This is a genomic window from Arenivirga flava, assembly GCF_030161575.1.
In the GTDB taxonomy this organism is placed as follows: Bacteria; Actinomycetota; Actinomycetes; order Actinomycetales; family Microbacteriaceae; genus Arenivirga; species Arenivirga flava.
In genome coordinates this window covers 2808581-2822783 of sequence record NZ_BSUL01000001.1, presented here as the reverse complement: position 1 = coordinate 2822783, position 14203 = coordinate 2808581, and the positions used below count along the sequence as shown (strand labels likewise).

At 73.9% G+C, this 14203-nt stretch carries 19 protein-coding genes; 8 read left to right on the top strand and 11 right to left on the bottom strand.

What is annotated here, in order from left to right; genetic code table 11:
- Nucleotides 1-58: 58 nt before the first annotated feature.
- Both QQK26_RS13835 and QQK26_RS13830 read right to left on the bottom strand, forming a co-directional pair.
- On the bottom strand, nucleotides 59-481 hold the full coding sequence (locus QQK26_RS13835; protein ID WP_284233781.1) for a type II toxin-antitoxin system VapC family toxin: 423 nt from the start codon (nucleotides 479-481) through the stop codon (nucleotides 59-61).
- The gene (locus QQK26_RS13830; RefSeq protein WP_284233779.1) at nucleotides 478-717 is read right to left on the bottom strand and encodes a FitA-like ribbon-helix-helix domain-containing protein; all 240 of its coding nucleotides are present in this window, start codon (nucleotides 715-717) and stop codon (nucleotides 478-480) included. The genes QQK26_RS13835 and QQK26_RS13830 overlap by 4 nt, the downstream gene beginning before the upstream one ends.
- 108 nt (nucleotides 718-825) lie before the next feature.
- On the opposite strand from QQK26_RS13830, the gene QQK26_RS13825 reads away from it, so the two are divergent.
- On the top strand, nucleotides 826-1716 hold the full coding sequence (locus tag QQK26_RS13825; protein ID WP_284233777.1) for an aldo/keto reductase: 891 nt from the start codon (nucleotides 826-828) through the stop codon (nucleotides 1714-1716).
- 419 nt (nucleotides 1717-2135) lie between these two features.
- The gene (locus tag QQK26_RS13820) at nucleotides 2136-2879 is read left to right on the top strand and encodes a DUF429 domain-containing protein (protein ID WP_284233775.1); all 744 of its coding nucleotides are present in this window, start codon (nucleotides 2136-2138) and stop codon (nucleotides 2877-2879) included.
- A gap of 213 nt (nucleotides 2880-3092) precedes the next feature.
- On the opposite strand, the gene QQK26_RS13815 is transcribed toward QQK26_RS13820, so the two are convergent.
- Nucleotides 3093-3962 (bottom strand): SDR family oxidoreductase, encoded by an 870-nt coding sequence (locus QQK26_RS13815; RefSeq protein WP_284233772.1) that lies wholly within the window; start codon nucleotides 3960-3962, stop codon nucleotides 3093-3095.
- 58 nt (nucleotides 3963-4020) lie between these two features.
- The gene (locus QQK26_RS13810) at nucleotides 4021-4581 is read right to left on the bottom strand and encodes a TetR/AcrR family transcriptional regulator (protein WP_284233771.1); all 561 of its coding nucleotides are present in this window, start codon (nucleotides 4579-4581) and stop codon (nucleotides 4021-4023) included.
- Between the two features lie 23 nt (nucleotides 4582-4604).
- Between QQK26_RS13810 and QQK26_RS13805 the strand changes: the two genes are divergently transcribed.
- Nucleotides 4605-5780 (top strand): MFS transporter, encoded by a 1176-nt coding sequence (locus tag QQK26_RS13805; RefSeq protein ID WP_284233769.1) that lies wholly within the window; start codon nucleotides 4605-4607, stop codon nucleotides 5778-5780.
- Between the two features lie 46 nt (nucleotides 5781-5826).
- Entirely contained in the window at nucleotides 5827-6783 is a 957-nt protein-coding gene (locus tag QQK26_RS13800) for a helix-turn-helix domain-containing protein (RefSeq protein ID WP_284235349.1), read from the top strand.
- Here QQK26_RS13800 and QQK26_RS13795 read toward each other — a convergent pair.
- From QQK26_RS13795 to QQK26_RS13775, 5 genes are all read right to left on the bottom strand, one after another.
- Nucleotides 6780-7502, bottom strand: a complete 723-nt coding sequence (locus QQK26_RS13795) for a YqjF family protein (RefSeq protein WP_284233766.1) — start codon at nucleotides 7500-7502, stop codon at nucleotides 6780-6782. The genes QQK26_RS13800 and QQK26_RS13795 overlap by 4 nt on opposite strands.
- A gap of 112 nt (nucleotides 7503-7614) precedes the next feature.
- Entirely contained in the window at nucleotides 7615-8367 is a 753-nt protein-coding gene (locus tag QQK26_RS13790) for an ABC transporter permease (protein WP_284233762.1), read from the bottom strand.
- Nucleotides 8368-8384: 17 nt separating this feature from the next.
- Entirely contained in the window at nucleotides 8385-9275 is an 891-nt protein-coding gene (locus QQK26_RS13785; protein ID WP_284233760.1) for an ABC transporter ATP-binding protein, read from the bottom strand.
- On the bottom strand, nucleotides 9272-9568 hold the full coding sequence (locus tag QQK26_RS13780; protein WP_284233758.1) for a transcriptional regulator: 297 nt from the start codon (nucleotides 9566-9568) through the stop codon (nucleotides 9272-9274). Before QQK26_RS13780 ends, QQK26_RS13785 begins: the two co-directional genes overlap by 4 nt.
- A complete protein-coding gene (locus QQK26_RS13775; protein WP_284233756.1) occupies nucleotides 9561-9854 on the bottom strand; it encodes a hypothetical protein in 294 nt (97 codons plus the stop codon). The genes QQK26_RS13780 and QQK26_RS13775 overlap by 8 nt, the downstream gene beginning before the upstream one ends.
- A 526-nt stretch (nucleotides 9855-10380) precedes the next feature.
- On the opposite strand from QQK26_RS13775, the gene QQK26_RS13770 reads away from it, so the two are divergent.
- The gene (locus tag QQK26_RS13770) at nucleotides 10381-10860 is read left to right on the top strand and encodes a pyridoxamine 5'-phosphate oxidase family protein (protein WP_284233754.1); all 480 of its coding nucleotides are present in this window, start codon (nucleotides 10381-10383) and stop codon (nucleotides 10858-10860) included.
- Between the two features lie 317 nt (nucleotides 10861-11177).
- Here the strand turns inward: QQK26_RS13770 and QQK26_RS13765 are convergent, their stop codons facing one another.
- The gene (locus QQK26_RS13765) at nucleotides 11178-11402 is read right to left on the bottom strand and encodes a KTSC domain-containing protein (RefSeq protein ID WP_284233753.1); all 225 of its coding nucleotides are present in this window, start codon (nucleotides 11400-11402) and stop codon (nucleotides 11178-11180) included.
- 141 nt (nucleotides 11403-11543) lie between these two features.
- The gene (locus tag QQK26_RS13760; protein ID WP_284233751.1) at nucleotides 11544-12932 is read right to left on the bottom strand and encodes an aldehyde dehydrogenase family protein; all 1389 of its coding nucleotides are present in this window, start codon (nucleotides 12930-12932) and stop codon (nucleotides 11544-11546) included.
- A 196-nt stretch (nucleotides 12933-13128) separates the two neighbouring features.
- On the opposite strand from QQK26_RS13760, the gene QQK26_RS13755 reads away from it, so the two are divergent.
- Genes QQK26_RS13755 through QQK26_RS13745 form a run of 3 tightly spaced genes read left to right on the top strand, consistent with a single transcriptional unit; the run spans nucleotide 13129 to nucleotide 14076 of the window.
- Nucleotides 13129-13458: a hypothetical protein gene (locus QQK26_RS13755; protein ID WP_284233749.1), complete on the top strand. Its 330-nt coding sequence runs from the start codon at nucleotides 13129-13131 to the stop codon at nucleotides 13456-13458.
- Nucleotides 13459-13465: 7 nt separating this feature from the next.
- Nucleotides 13466-13852, top strand: coding sequence for a phage holin family protein (locus QQK26_RS13750; RefSeq protein WP_284233745.1), 387 nt, complete (start codon nucleotides 13466-13468; stop codon nucleotides 13850-13852).
- On the top strand, nucleotides 13849-14076 hold the full coding sequence (locus QQK26_RS13745) for a DUF3618 domain-containing protein (protein ID WP_284233743.1): 228 nt from the start codon (nucleotides 13849-13851) through the stop codon (nucleotides 14074-14076). The genes QQK26_RS13750 and QQK26_RS13745 overlap by 4 nt, the downstream gene beginning before the upstream one ends.
- The last annotated feature ends 127 nt before the right edge of the window (nucleotides 14077-14203 follow it).

Sequence of the window (14203 nt, the reverse complement as noted above, 5' to 3'; positions counted from 1 at the left end):
GCCGACGTCCGCGTCGGCCCGCGGTGCCGGGTGGGGTCATCCGGGTGGTGGACGGGGCTCAGCTCGCCGACCACGGGTCGACGAGTGCGACGCCGGTCTCCACGAAGTCCCGGGTGCTGCGGGTGGCGCAGACGGCATCGTGCGCGCGGCAGACCGCGGCGATCTGCGCATCGACCGTCGAGACCGCGAGCCCCGCCGCACGGCGCTGCGCCAGCACCTGCGCGTACTCCGCGGCCGCGGCATCGTCAAACGGGAGGATGGCGCCGCGTCCGCGATACTGCGCGACGACCCCGTCGATCGCGGCGCGGAGCGCATCCCGCCGTCGGCCGTCCGACAGCGCGCCCACGCCGGCCAGCAGCTCGGCGAGCGTCATGGAGGTGATCGCGACCTCGTCGTCGAGCGCGGTGAGCCAGGCGACCACGCGCGGCTCGGGAGCGTGGCGGAGCAGCTCGGAGACGACGTTCGTGTCGAGGACGATCATCCGAAGTCCGCGGTACGCGCCTCGTCGTCGCGGCCCGGCAGCGGCAGCTCGTCGACCCCGCCGACGGCGCCGACCGCCGCGAGCAGCGCGAGACCGATGTTGGCGACCGGAGCGCTCGTGCCGGCCTCGATCAGGATGCGCGCCTCCGCCTCCATCGAGCGTCCATGACGAGCAGCCTGCGCGGCGAGCGACCGCTTGACACGGTCGTCGAGACCGCGGATGACGATGGAGGCCATGATCCGTCCTTCCGACCCGAAGTGCTATCACCGATGATAGCGCCCGGCTGGCTGACGGGTACCAGCGCACCCTGCCGCATCCGCTCATCCGCTCGTAGCGTCGGACGCATGACCACCACCCTCACGCTCAACAGCGGCGTCACGCTGCCCGCGCTCGGCCTCGGCGTCTTCCAGTCCAGCCCCGAGGAGACGGCCGCGGCCGTCGAGACCGCGCTGCGCGGCGGGTACCGGCACATCGACACGGCGGCCGCCTACGGCAACGAACGGCAGGTCGGCGAGGGGCTGCGCGTCAGCAGCGTGCCCCGCGACGAGGTCGTGATCGAGACCAAGGTCTGGGCGACGGACTTCGGCTACGACGAGACCCTGCACGCCTTCGACAAGAGCAGCCGCAAGCTGGGGCTCGAGCAGATCGACATCCTCATCCTGCACCAGCAGGCCTGGAACCTCTTCGACCGCACCATCGCCGCCTACAAGGCCCTCGAGACGCTGCTCGCCGACGGCCGCGTGCGCGCCATCGGCGTCAGCAACTTCGACGAGCGCGCGCTCGACCGGCTGTTCGATGAGACCGACGTCGTGCCCGCACTGAACCAGGTGGAGCTGCACCCGTACCACTCGCAGCCCGCGCTGCAGGCCTTCCATCGCGAGCACGGCATCCTGACCCAGGCCTGGTCGCCCATCGGCGGCATCACCTTCTACCCGGGTCCCTGGGGCGACGAACGTCGCAGCGTGCTCGAGGACCCGGCCCTCGGCGGGATCGCGGAGGCGCACGGCAAGTCGCCGGCGCAGATCGCCCTGGCCTGGCACCTGCAGCAGGGCCGGCAGGTGATCCCGAAGTCGACGAACCCGGGCCGGATCGCGCAGAACTTCGACGTGTTCGACATCACGCTCTCGGACGCCGAGCTGGCCACCATCGACGGGCTCGACACCGGCTCGCCGAGCGGGCCCGCTCCGGCACGAGACTTCGACAAGAAGTCGCTGTTCCCGATTCCGGAGGACTGAGTGGACGAGCGGATGGGGCCGGCCGGCCCTCTCCGCTCACCCCTTCGCGCGGGAGAAGCTCGCAGCGCGCACGGTCACGTGGCGCCAGACGTCGCCGATGCGATCAGCGTCGTGCCGCCGCTCGTGAGGCGTCCGGTCGGCGAAGCACCTCTGCGCGCGCCTGGACTCGCAGATCGGCGCGATCCTGCCGCTTACAGGTGCTCGATGCGGCAGGAGTGTGCCGATCTGCGCGGAAGCGGGTGCAGGCGCGGGCACGGATGCGGATGCAGATGCGGGAACGGGGGCGGGGGCGGGGCGGGAGCTCAACGTGGGCATGAGCCGGCTCCGCGCGCCCACGAAGCGCGGCAGAGCAGCGTCGTTCACAGGTGGGCGACACCCTGCCCACGCAACGCCCCAGCCGCGCCCCGCAGACTGGTCGGATGCATCCCTCCCGCACCATCGGCGTCGATCTCGCCGCCGAGCCGGCCGGCACCGCGCTCGCCGTCGTCGAGTGGACGGATGCGGGTGCGCACCTCATCGAGCTGCAGCTCGGCGTCGACGACACCGCGATCGTCGCGGCGTCGGACTCCGGCGCCCGCATCGGCATCGACTGCGCCTTCGGGTGGCCCGACGACTTCGTGGACTTCGTGCAGGCGCACGCGGATGGCGGGCAGCCCGAGCTGGAGGTCGACGGCGGCAAGGCGTGGCGCTCGCGGCTCGCGTACCGCGAGACCGACCGGCTGACGCGCGAGCGCACCGGTCGCTGGCCGCTGAGCGTCGCGACCGACCGGCTCGGGGTGACGGCGCTGCGCTGCGCGGGGCTGCTGCGCCGGCTCGGCGAGGCGGGCGTCGATGTGGACCGCTCCGGCGGCGGCGGCATCGCCGAGGTGTACCCGGGCGGGGCGCTGCGGCTGTGGGGCTTCGACACCCGCGGGTACCGGGTCGACGCGCAGGCGCGCGCGGTGCTGTTCGACGCGCTCACCGCATCCGCTCGCCGGCTGGACCTCGGCGAGCACCGCGACCTCATGATCAGGTCGGCGGATGCGTTCGACGCCGTGATCGCGGCGCTCGCCACGCGCGCCGCGGTGCTCGGACGCTACCGCGCCCCGGCGCCGGGCGAGCAGCTGGCGCGCGCCCGCCGCGAGGAAGGATCGTGCTGCCGGAGTGCAGCCTGGACGACCTGATCGACGGCACGCGGCGTCTCGCGCCATGACCGATCGCGCGGTGCCCGACCTGCCCTCCCGTGACGTCGACGCCTCGGACGCCTGCTACGGGGCGTTCGGCTTCACGGTCGGCCACCGCAGCGACGAGCGGCGGATCCTGCACCGCGGCGCGCTGACGCTGGAGTCCTCCGCGTTCCCCGGCCACGAGCCGACGCGCGGCTCCGTCGTGTGCCCTCACCCCAGCGAGAACCCTCCGTCGCTGGTGAGCACCTGGCCGACGACCCAGGCGCCGCGGTCGGAGGCCAGCCACGCGATGAGCTCGGCGGGGTCGGAGGGGCGGCCGAAGCGGCCGAACGGAGTCGAGGCGATGTACTCGAGCGTCTCGGTGAGGTCGCGGTCGGTGGTCGCAGGGTCGAGGTAGCCGGTGTCGACCGGACCCGGGTTGATCGTGTTGAGCACGATGCCGAGCTCGAGCAGCTCGGCGGCGACGGTGCGCGTGACGCCGGCCAGCGCCGCCTTGCTCGCGGCGTAGGCGACCTCGCCGCGCATCGGGCCGTGGCCCTGGCCGCTCGTCATCCAGAACACCCGTCCCGTCGGCTCGTCGAAGGCGACCCGCTCGGGGCGGTCGCCGGGACGCTGGGCGGTGGTGGGCGCATCCGCTCTGGTTCTGGCGAAGGCGGCGGTCAGCAGCAGCGTGGCGCGAGCGTCGACCGACCAGTGGCCGTCGAGGCGCTCGGGTGTGAGGTCGAGGATGCCGCCGTCACCGCCGCTGCGCGCCTGGTTGCAGACGAGCACATCGAGGCGCCCGGTGAGCTGCAGCGCGCAGTCGATGACCGCCTGCGGCTGCTGCGGGTCGGCGAGGTCTGCGTCGAGGTCGGCCAGGCGGGCGGACGGATGCAGCACCGCCTCGAGCTCGCCGCGCACGCTCTCGAGGTCGTCGCCGCCCCACGGCTGGTCGAGGTCGTGCGCGCGGAAGTGGTGTATGACCACGCTGGCGCCCAGCTCGGCGAGGCGGCGGGCGACCCCGAAGCCGATGCCCTTGCGGCGGGACACCCCGGTGACGAGGGCGGTCTGGCCGAGGAGCGGATGTGCTTCGTCGCGCATCGTGTCAGCCTGGCGCGCGCGGATGCGGTGCGTCAACGCATCCGCTCGTCCAGGGTCGTCAGCGCTCCGCCAGCAGCGCCCGCGCCACGGAGCGCGCGGTCGCCGTGGAGCCGCCGGGCTCGCGAAGGCGCATCGCCAGGTCGCCGCTCACGACGAGCAGCAGCTGCTCGGCGAGCTCGGCGGCGCGGTCGCCGACGACGGGGCGCGCGAGGTCGGTGAGCCGCGAGCGGAGCGCCTCGGTGTCGGCACGCACGGCGTCGGCGACCTGCTGCGGCGCATCGGCGTACTCGGCCGCGGCGCCGAGGAAGGCGCACCAGCGCGAGCCGCGCGGCTGCTCGCGGAACGACTCCAGCGCGTCGAAGACGGCCAGCAGCCTGCCCTGGTCGTCGTGCGCCTCGGCGATGCGCGCATCCCACTCGGCGATCCAGGCGCGCTGACGGCGGTCGAGGGCGGCGGCCAGCAGCAGCTCCTTGCTGGCCCAGCCGCGGTAGAGCGTCGCAGCCGAGACGCCGGCGCGGTCGATGACGGCGTCGATCGGGGTGGCGGCGACGCCGTTCGAGAAGAAGAGGTCCTCCGCCGCGTCGAGGATGCGGCGCTCGGTGCTCTCGCGCAATGCCATGCCTGCACCCTAGACTCGCAAAAGTGAAACGTACGTTTTCATTATCGACCGCGCTCGTCGTGGCCTCCTCCGCGCTCGTCGCCGCGACCTACGGCCTGGTGCGCCTCGCCTGGGGGCTGCACCTGCCCGACATGCAGGACGAGCTGCGCTTCGACGCGGGCGCCGCCGGGGCGATCTCATCGGCCGCGTCGATCGCCTACTGCGTCGGCGCCCTCGCGGGGTTCCTGCTCGCGTCGCGGCGGGCTCGCACGCTGGTACTGCTCGCCGGCGCCACCGGCGCGTTCGGCTCGATCGGCATGGCGCTCGCCGCCTCGACCTCCGCGCTCGCGCCCGCTGCGGTGCTCGCCTCGGCCGCGGCGGGCCTCGCCTCACCGGCGCTCGTGCGCATCGTGCAACGTGGGATGCGCTCCAGCGCGGTCGACCGGGCGCAGGCCGTCGTCAACGCAGGCACCGGTCCCGGGCTGGTGGCCGCGGGTCTGCTCGCGCTGCTGCTGGTGCCGCAATGGCGGCTCGCCTGGTGGGCGGCCGCCGCGGTGTCGGTGGCGGCTGCGGCCGCGGTGCTGCTGCTCGACCGGCCCGACGCGGGCGGCGCGGAGGATGTGACGGGACCGCACCGCGCGAACGGCGCGCTGCCGCCGCGCGACTGGTTCCGCTCGCACCGGCTCGTCATCGCCGCCGCTCTGCTCGCGGGCGCCGCATCCGCCGCGGTCTGGAACGCCGGGCGCGCCCTGCTGGCCGACGCCGGCACGGCCCCGCAGGCCTCAGTGCTCGCCTGGGTCGCGCTCGGCGCCGGCGGGCTCGCGGTCGTGCCGACGGCGCAGCTGATGAGCGCCCTGGCGCCGCGCCGCGCCTGGTCGCTGAGCGCCGCGGCGCTGACGCTCTCGACGCTCGCGCTCGTCGCGACGCCAGCTTGGACGCCGGGGTCGCTCGCCGCGTGCTTCGCCTTCGGGTGGGGGTACACCGCTGCGACCGGCGCCCTCATCGCCTGGACCGCCGGCGTCGACCGGGACCGCGCGGCGAGCGGCACGGCGCTGCTCTTCGTGCTGCTGGTGCTCGGGCAGGCGATCGGTGCCGCGGCCGTCGGCGCGACGGTCGGGGCGCTCGGCTACGCCGCAGCGTTCACCGCCGCCGCGGTGATCGGCGCCACGGCCGCCGCACTGGGCCTCGTCGCCCGCGTCGGACCCGCAGTTTCCGGATGATCGATTCCGCCGATGCGTCCGGACGCGGGAACGTGGGAGCGTGACCATGCCAGCAGCCTCCGAGCACCGCTGGAGCGTCGGCGGCGACGATCTCGAGAGCGCCCGGACGTTCTTCGAGCAGGGCTACAACGGCCGCGACTACCGACTCGAGCGGACCGACCGTCCCTTCGCCTGGCGCTGCTCATCGGTCGGGGACGCCCAACTGCAGCTGCGCAGCACCACGGTCGACGGGGCGATGAGCGGGTCGTTCGTGCTCACGGGCGTCGTCATCGTCGCCTGGCTGACGGACGGCACCGGGTCGATGACCGCGGGTGCGGACAGGGTCTCCGTCGGCACCGGCCTGCCCGTGGTCGTGCCCGTCGACCGCTCCTGCCACTTCAGCGCCCGGGACTACCGCGAGAGCAACATGCTCTTCAGCTCCGCCCTCGTCGACGCCGAGGCGGCGGCGCTCGAGAACGCCGAGCCCGGCAGCCTGCGTTTCGCGCTCAGCCAGCCCGATCGCGCGACGGCGACGCTCTGGGCGTCGACCGCCGCATCCGTCGGACGCGTGCTGCACGCGCCGGGTGCGTCGCCGCTGGCGATCGCCGAGACCAAGCGCAGCGCGGTGGCCGCGCTGCTGCACGCCTTCGAGCACGTCTCGACGCCGGCGCGCGCACAGGTCGGCGTCGTCCGCGCATCGCGCATCGGCCACGCCATCGAGTTCATGAGCGCCCGCGCGCACGAGCCGCTGACGATCGATCGGATCGCCGAGGCCGCGGGCCTGTCGGTACGGGGCGTGCAGGACGCGTTCCAGCGGCGGCACGGCATGCCGCCGCTCGAGTACCTGCGCCTGCTGCGGCTCGACCGCGTGCGCGAGGATCTGCTGTCCCCCGACGGCGGCAGCACGGTGGGCGCCGTCGCCAACCGCTGGGGGTTCACGCACCTCGGCCGCTTCGCGCAATACTACGGCGAGCGCTTCGGCGAGCGCCCGAGGGACACGATGCGGGAGGCGCGGAGGCGTTAGAGCCTGGCACCGACGCCGAAGCGCGTCGTCACACCGGGGCTGAAGAGCACCGACTCGGGCGGGCCGTCGACGATGCCGGGCAGACCCGCCGCCTGGACGAGCTCGTCGCGCAGCGAGACGAGCCGGGCCGGCTGCAGCCGCCAGCGCTCGTGGCTGTTCGGCAGCCAGCGCGTGGCGCCGAGGCGCTGCTCGAAGAGGCCCCATCGTGCTGTGAGGAAGGTGCTCAACGGATCGTCCGCCTCACCCGGTTCCACGGCGATGCGCAGGCGCGTGCGGGGCCCGCGCGGCAGGCGGGCGGAGGCGTACTCCCATCCGTCCGCCGTACGCCGCTGCGCGGCCCGCGCCCAGCGGTACGGCAGGCCGAACAGCGCCTGCGCGGCGAGCACGGCGGGCAGGCTGCCGGCCTCGAGCGAGCGGAACACGACGCCGCGCCGTCCCGAGGCGTCGCGTGCGTAGAGCCGCACGTTGATCTCGGTGAAGTCGCCGAACAGGGGGAACGGCGGCAGCGGGCCGAGACTGGCCCGCTGCAGCCGGAATGCGATCAGGCCGACCCAGGTCGAGCCGTCGAAGAGGTCGGGCTCGGTGCCCGGCGGCAGCAGCGGCGCGACCGCGGCGGGGTCGGCACGCCAGTGCACGAAGGCCAGGTCGCTCCATCGCTGCGCCGCGACCTGCGCGCCGGGCAGCGGGTCGGGGTCGGCTGAGAGCGGATGCAGCGGCACCGGGCGAGCGTACGGCCGGCGGAGGGATACGGGGCAGTTCGCACAGCGCTCGTCGGGGCGCGCTCACCCCGGTTGTCGGATGCTGCGCAGCGCCAGCCGCGCGAGGCGCCGATCAGCGGAAGCGCCGGCCCGCATCCCTCCGCAGCAGCGCGACGGAGACGAGCAGCAGCGCCCCCGACCAGGCGAGCACCCCGATCGGCGCCCACCATGCGAGCTCGCCGCCCTGCACCGCCCAGATCACGAGCTCGCGGGCCTGGCGGGTGGGCAGGAACGCCGAGGCGTCGGCGAGCCAGCTCGGGAACAGCTGCGGGGGCAGGAAGAGACCACCGCCGAAGGCGAGCGACATCATCGCGACCATGATCACCGGGATGGCGGCCTTCGGCGGCAGCCCGTAGCCGATCACCGTGCCGAGCAGCACGAAGGGCACCGCGGTCAGCACGAGCATGCCGAGCCCGGCGACGGTGCCCGCGGCCGACGCCTCGGCAGCGGTGAGCAGCGCGCCGATGGCCAGCACCGGCAGCACGGCCGCGATCGCGATGATGAGCACCCGCGCGCCGTGGGCGAGCACGCGGGCGAGGCCGGGCACCGGCATCGTGCGCAGGTACGGATCCCAGGCCCCCTCGCGGCGCTCGGCGAGGTCGAGCCCGACGTTGAAGAGGCAGCCAGCCATGACCGCGAAGATGCTGACCGCGATCACGGCGTGGGTGGCGAGCCGCGGGTCCTCGGCGATGGCCGCCTGCGGCACGACGAAGAACAGCAGCGAGATGGCAGGGAAGACCAGCGCACCGATGATGGCCATCGGTACGCGGGCGGTCTCGATGAGCGAGTACTTGAGGTGGGTGGCGGCGATGCCGATCGTGGACACGGGAGCGGACCTCCGGTTCAGGCCGACGGCTCGGCGGTGAGGGCGAGGAAGGCCTCCTCGAGGCTCGCGCCGTGCACGCGCAGGTCGCTGAAGGGGATGCCGCGCAGCACGAGCTCGCGGATCAGCGCATCCGAGTCCGCGGTGTCGATGACGACGAGCCCGTCGTCGTCGACGCGCCGGTCGATGCCGGGCACGCCCGCGAGCGCCTCGGGATGCGGGGTGCGCAGCAGCACGCGGCGGCGGTCGACGACTCCCAGCACGGCGTCGAGGCGGTCGTCCACGAGCACGCGCCCCTCGCCGAGCACCACCACGCGTTCGGCGAGCGCCTCGATCTCCTCCAGGTAGTGGCTCGTGAGCACGACCGTGGTGCCGAGCTCGTGCTGACGGCGCACCGCGTCCCAGAGCGAGCGGCGGGCGTCGACGTCGAGCCCGGTCGTGGGCTCGTCGAGCAGCACCAGCCGAGGGCGCCCGACGAAGGCGAGGGCCACGGCGAGGCGGCGCCGCTGGCCACCGGAGAGAGCGCCGTTCTGCCGCTTGAGCAGGACGGTGAGCCCGAACTCGTCGGCGAGCTGCGCGGTGGGCATGCGGTCGTCGAAGTGGGCGCCGATGAAGTCGATGGTCTCGCCGACCCGCAGCGTCGGCGGCAGCGCGGTCTGCTGCGGCGTCGAGCCGAGCCCGGCCCGCGAGCGCGCGTGCTGCGGATCGCCGCCGAAGAGGCTCACGGTGCCGCTCGTCGGGCGGCGGAGCCCCTGCAGCAGCGAGAGGGCGGTGCTCTTGCCGGCGCCGTTCGGGCCGAGCAGGCCGAGCACGACGCCCGGCTCGATGGCGAGCGAGACGTCGTCGAGGGCGACGGATGCGCCGAAGCGTCGGGTCACGCGATCGAGCACGGCGAGCGGAGCGGTGGTCACGCGGTGCCTCCCAGCAGGGTGCGGAGCTGTTCCATGTAGTCCTCGAAGGCGCGACGGCCGGCCTTCGTGGTGGCGACGTACGTCACCGGGGTACGGCCCTTGAAGGCCTTCTCCTGCGAGCAGTACCCGGCCTCCTCGAGCTTGCGCAGGTGGGTGGAGAGGTTGCCCGCCGTCATCTCGAGCAGCTCCTGCAGACGCGGGAAGGAGATCGACTCAGTCGGGCCGAGCGTCGCCAGCGTCGCCATGATGCGCAGACGCGCTTGGGCGTGGATGATCGGGTCGAGTTCAGCCACGGGCGACCCTCGGGCGCGCGGCCGAGATGATCGCCATGGCCACGGCTCCGGCGAGGAAACCGCCACCGGCGGCGACCGACATGACGAGGTAGTGGGTCGGCGTGCCGAAGAACGGGGCGATGGTGCCAACCAGCAGGATCCATCCGCCGAGGAACAGCATCGGCACGGCGCGGAACAGCGCGGCGCCGACGATGTAGAGCATGCCCACCACGAGCGAGTAGGCGGCCGGGTAGAAGAGGTCGAGCACCGCGGCATCGGCGCCGGCGCGGGCGAAGGCGACGCCCATCGCGGTGATGGCGAGGGGGCGATCGCCCAGCTGAAGCCGTACACGCCGCCGACGAAGCCGCCGTCGCCTCCGCGCACCCCGCGCCCGATGCGCGCGCCGGCGACGCCGCTCGTCACGACGGCGGCGATCAGCAGCGCCCCGAAGACCGCCCAAGCGGCGCCCGGCGCGATGACCGGGGACTCCGCCCGCGAGAGCCACACCGCCAGGAACCCGATGCCCCACGCGAGGCCCCACGCGCTGAGGATGAGCATCACCGGGCGCAGGGCCACCGCGTCCATACGCCGCTGCTGCTGTCCCGCGAGCGCGAGCGCCTGCTCGGCGGTCAGCGGCGCTTCGGTCTCGGACATCGTGCGGCCTCCGTCTCGGGCGCCCTTCGCCCGGCGGTTAACTTTGTACCGCAAACCACTCTGCGGAGTCAACGCGCGTGTCCGCTCGTGCCCTGTCCGCGGGCTGTGCCTCAGCGCTGCATCCGCGCATCCGCTCGGCACCCGGCCTAGCGTCGGGAGCCCGACGAGAGGAGCACGTCATGTCGCACGAGGATCACCAGGCCAAGGTCGCGGAGCTGCTGAAGGAGCACCGCTTCGCCATGTTCACCACGAGGAACGAGCACGGCCAGCTGGTCGGCCGCCCCTTCACCGTGCAGGAGCGCGAGTTCGACGGCGACCTGTGGTTCATCGTCGCCCTCGACTCCCCCGCCGTCGCGCAGCTGCGTCAGGACGAGCGCGTCGGCGTGACCTTCAGCAGGAACGGCAACTGGCTGTCGCTGACCGGGACGGCCGCCGTCGTCGACGACCACGCGAAGCTCGAGGAGCTGTGGAGCGCGGGCGTCGAGGCGTGGTTCCCCGACGGTCCCGGCGACCCGAACGCGGGCCTGGTGCGCTTCGAGGCCGAGGGCGCCGAGTACTGGGACAGCCCCGGCGGCGGCGTCTCGACCGTCTTCTCGTTCGTGAAGTCGAAGATCACGGGCGAGCGGATGGAGGGCGACAACGCCAAGGTCGACCTCTAGCGGCGGCCGGCGGCGTCAGGTTCCGCGGGACGACGGCGCACCTCCCGCGGCGCGCCTCCCGCGCCGCGCCTCCCGCAGCGCGCCTCCCGCAGCGCGCCTCCCGCAGCGCGCCTCCCGCAGCGCGCCTCCCGCAGCGCGCCTCCCGCAGCGCGCCTCCCGCAGCGCGCCTCCCGCAGCGCGCGGCAGTACGCGAGCGACAGGGCGGTACGCAGGCGCGTACCGCCCTGTCGCTCGCGTACTGCATCGCCGCCGCCGCCACCGCCGCCACCGCCGCCGCCGCCGCCGCCGCGAGGCGAGCGGAGCAGGACAGGTCTTCCTCAGGCTTCCTCCGCCACCAGGTGCAGGTCGCGGTGGGGCAGCGCATCGAGCTGCTCCCCGACCCGACGCCACGGATGCGGCAGCAGCACCTGGTGGTAGAGCCCGATGTCGACGCCGGCGTAGTCGCGCACCGTGCCGTCCTTGAACTCGAGGATGAGGTGGCGTGTGCGCAGCTCGTACGCGACGGACGCGATCCGCGTCGAGGTCACCAAGTTCGTCTGCATCGCCGGCTCCCGCTTCCCGACCCCCGCTGGTGAGGAGCAGGATGCGCCCGTACGCTCGGACCCTGCTGGAAGCCCGTCCGTACTAGCCGCTCAGCGCATCCGCTCGCTCAGCGCATCCGGCCGCTCAGCGCATCCGCTCGCTCAGAGGGCCTTCTCGAGGAGGCGTCGCTTGTGGCCGACGTACGGCGGGTAGAGCAGCGGCGGATCGATGCGGTCGGTCTGCCGCAGCACGCCCTTGCGGTGGCTGAACGCCTCGAAGCCCCAGCGTCCGTGGTAGCTGCCGGTGCCGCTCGTGCCGACGCCGCCGAACGGCAGGCCGGGCACCTGCAGGTGCAGCACCGTGTGGTTGACCGCGACGCCGCCGGCGCTCACCCGCGCGAGGAAGCGTTCGCGCTGGCGCCCGTCGCGGGTGAACAGGTAGGCCGCGAGGGGCCGGCTGCCCGAGCGGATGCGGGCGATCGCGTCGTCGAGGTCGTCGACGGTGACGACGGGCAGGATCGGCCCGAAGATCTCCTCGGACATGAGCGCCGAGTCGGCGGCGGGGTCGACGACGACGCTGAACGGCATGGTCAGCAGATCGGCGTCGGCCGGGCCGCCGCGCAGCAGCTGCCCGTCGGCGCCGGCGAGCAGGTCGGAGAGGCGCTCCGCGTGCTTCGCGCTGAGCACCGGCAGCGCGCGGCGCTCGGTGAACTCGGTGGCGACGGCGTCGAGGTGCCCGAGGAACTCGTCGCGGACCGAGCGCTCGACGAGCACGTAGTCGGGGGCGATGCAGGTCTGCCCGGAGTTGATGAGCTTGCCGAAGAGGATGCGCCGCGCCGCCACCCGCAGGTTGGAGGAGCGCGTCACGACGGCCGGCGACTTGCCGCCGAGCTCGAGCGTGACCGGCGTGAGGTGCTGCGCCGCGGCCGCCGCGACGATGCGTCCGACGCCGGGGCTGCCGGTGAAGAAGACGTGGTCGAGGCCCTGGTCGATGAGCTGCATCGTCTCGTCGGGGCCGCCCTCGACCACCGCCACGCCCTCGACGTACTCCGGCAGCAGCCGGGCCAGGACGGCCGACACCGTCGGGGTGAGCTCGGACGGCTTGAGCACCGCGCAGTTCCCGGCGGCGAGCGCGGCCACGAGCGGGGCGAGCGCCAGGTGCACGGGGTAGTTCCAGGGGCTGATGATCAGCGCGACGCCCAGCGGCTCGCGCAGTACCCGGGAGCTGCCCGGCTGCACCGCGAGCGGGGTCGGCACGCGCTGCGGGCGCATCCATCCGCGCAGATGCTTGATCGCGTGCCGCACCTCGGCCGCGGTCGGCGCGACGTCGAACATCGCGGACTCGAAGCGGCCGCGCCGCAGGTCGGCGTCGATCGCCTCCGCGAGCGCGACGCGCTGCTCCGCGAGGAGGCGCCCGAGACCCTCGAGCTGGCGGCGGCGCCACGCGTACGGCCGGGTGGTGCCGCCGTCGAAGACGCGTCGCATCCGCTCGACGGTCTGCGGGATGCCGGTGCCGGTCGTCGGATCGGAGAGCGGATGCGGGGCGGTCATGCCGGTGAGCGTAGGGGCCGCACCGGGGTGCGGGCTGTCCGCATCCGCTGCGCCGGCCGCATGTCCGAGCCCCGGGACCGAGCGCTGCCTGTGCGCGCCCTGGGCGCCGAGTCGGCCTCGCCGAAGCGGGCCCCTCGACTCCCTAACGTCAGGACCCTGACGCCGCGAACGTCGCGGCGACGGAAGGGACGTCATCATGCGAGGCAAGCTGATCTTCATCGCCGGCGCGGCGGTCGGATTCGTCATCGGATCGCGGCAGGGCCGCCAGGCCTACGACCGCCTCAAGACGAAGGCCGCCGACGTGTGGACCGACCCGAAGGTGCGCGACAACGTGGCCAAGGCCGCGGACCTCGCCAAGGACAAGCTGCCCGGCGGCGAGAGGATCGCCGCGGCGACCCGCAAGGCCGCCGAGAAGGCGGACGAGGCGGCACGGGAGGCCGAGTCGCCGGAGCAGGGCGCATCGGCGGCGCAGTCGGGCGCGCAGTCGGACGCGCAGCCGAAGCCCGGCCCCTCGAACCAGGATTGAGGACGCCGTGAGCGAGCGGCGGGGCCTCCTCGACCTCGCGGGCCGGGTGACCGATCTGGTCACCCGGCTCATCCGCGACGAGATCCGGGCGGCCAAGCTCGAGATGGCGCGCAAGCTGAAGGCCGCCGGCACCGGTCTCGGGCTGCTGGCCGGTGCCGCGGTGCTCGGGTTCTTCGCCCTCGGCGTGCTCGTCGCTGCGGCCGTCGCCGGACTCGCGGGCACGGTGCCCGGTTGGCTCGCGGCGCTCGTCGTCGCCGGCGCGCTGCTGCTCGCCATCGCCGCGCTCGCGCTCCTCGGCGTGCGGGCCGTCAAACGCGGGGTGCCTCCGGTACCCCGCGACACCATCGACAGCGTGCGCGCGGATGTGCGCACCATCACCGGGAGCGGATCATGACCGAGGAGCAGGGCGGCGAGCAGGTGACCCGGCTCGACGCGGAGCGAACCCGCGACGAGCTGGCAGCCGCCGTGGACGAGCTGGAGCGGCGCCTCGCGCCGAGGGAGCTGCTGGAGTCCGCGAAGCTGACCGTGCGGCGACGGCCGATCGCCGTGATCGGCTCCGCGCTGGGCGTGGCCGGGGCTATCGCCGGCGCGATCGTGCTGGGGCGCCGCCGTGGCTGAGGAGGAGGTCGGAGGCTAGCGACACTGACGCCGGTGGGAGGACCGCCGGCGCCGGGAGAGGATAGCAAGCTGCCCACCTGCCCGTCGGGTGCGAGTTCGCGCGGTGTGACGCGGAGCAGCGACGACG

Coding starts and splice junctions, on each gene's coding strand:
- QQK26_RS13835 (WP_284233781.1), bottom strand. CDS start 481: ATGATCGTCCTCGACACGAACGTCGTCTCCGAGCTGCTCCGCCACGCT.
- QQK26_RS13830 (WP_284233779.1), bottom strand. CDS start 717: ATGGCCTCCATCGTCATCCGCGGTCTCGACGACCGTGTCAAGCGGTCG.
- QQK26_RS13825 (WP_284233777.1), top strand. CDS start 826: ATGACCACCACCCTCACGCTCAACAGCGGCGTCACGCTGCCCGCGCTC.
- QQK26_RS13820 (WP_284233775.1), top strand. CDS start 2,136: ATGCATCCCTCCCGCACCATCGGCGTCGATCTCGCCGCCGAGCCGGCC.
- QQK26_RS13815 (WP_284233772.1), bottom strand. CDS start 3,962: ATGCGCGACGAAGCACATCCGCTCCTCGGCCAGACCGCCCTCGTCACC.
- QQK26_RS13810 (WP_284233771.1), bottom strand. CDS start 4,581: ATGGCATTGCGCGAGAGCACCGAGCGCCGCATCCTCGACGCGGCGGAG.
- QQK26_RS13800 (WP_284235349.1), top strand. CDS start 5,827: ATGCCAGCAGCCTCCGAGCACCGCTGGAGCGTCGGCGGCGACGATCTC.
- QQK26_RS13775 (WP_284233756.1), bottom strand. CDS start 9,854: ATGGGCGTCGCCTTCGCCCGCGCCGGCGCCGATGCCGCGGTGCTCGAC.
- QQK26_RS13770 (WP_284233754.1), top strand. CDS start 10,381: ATGTCGCACGAGGATCACCAGGCCAAGGTCGCGGAGCTGCTGAAGGAG.
- QQK26_RS13765 (WP_284233753.1), bottom strand. CDS start 11,402: ATGCAGACGAACTTGGTGACCTCGACGCGGATCGCGTCCGTCGCGTAC.
- QQK26_RS13760 (WP_284233751.1), bottom strand. CDS start 12,932: ATGACCGCCCCGCATCCGCTCTCCGATCCGACGACCGGCACCGGCATC.
- QQK26_RS13755 (WP_284233749.1), top strand. CDS start 13,129: ATGCGAGGCAAGCTGATCTTCATCGCCGGCGCGGCGGTCGGATTCGTC.
- QQK26_RS13745 (WP_284233743.1), top strand. CDS start 13,849: ATGACCGAGGAGCAGGGCGGCGAGCAGGTGACCCGGCTCGACGCGGAG.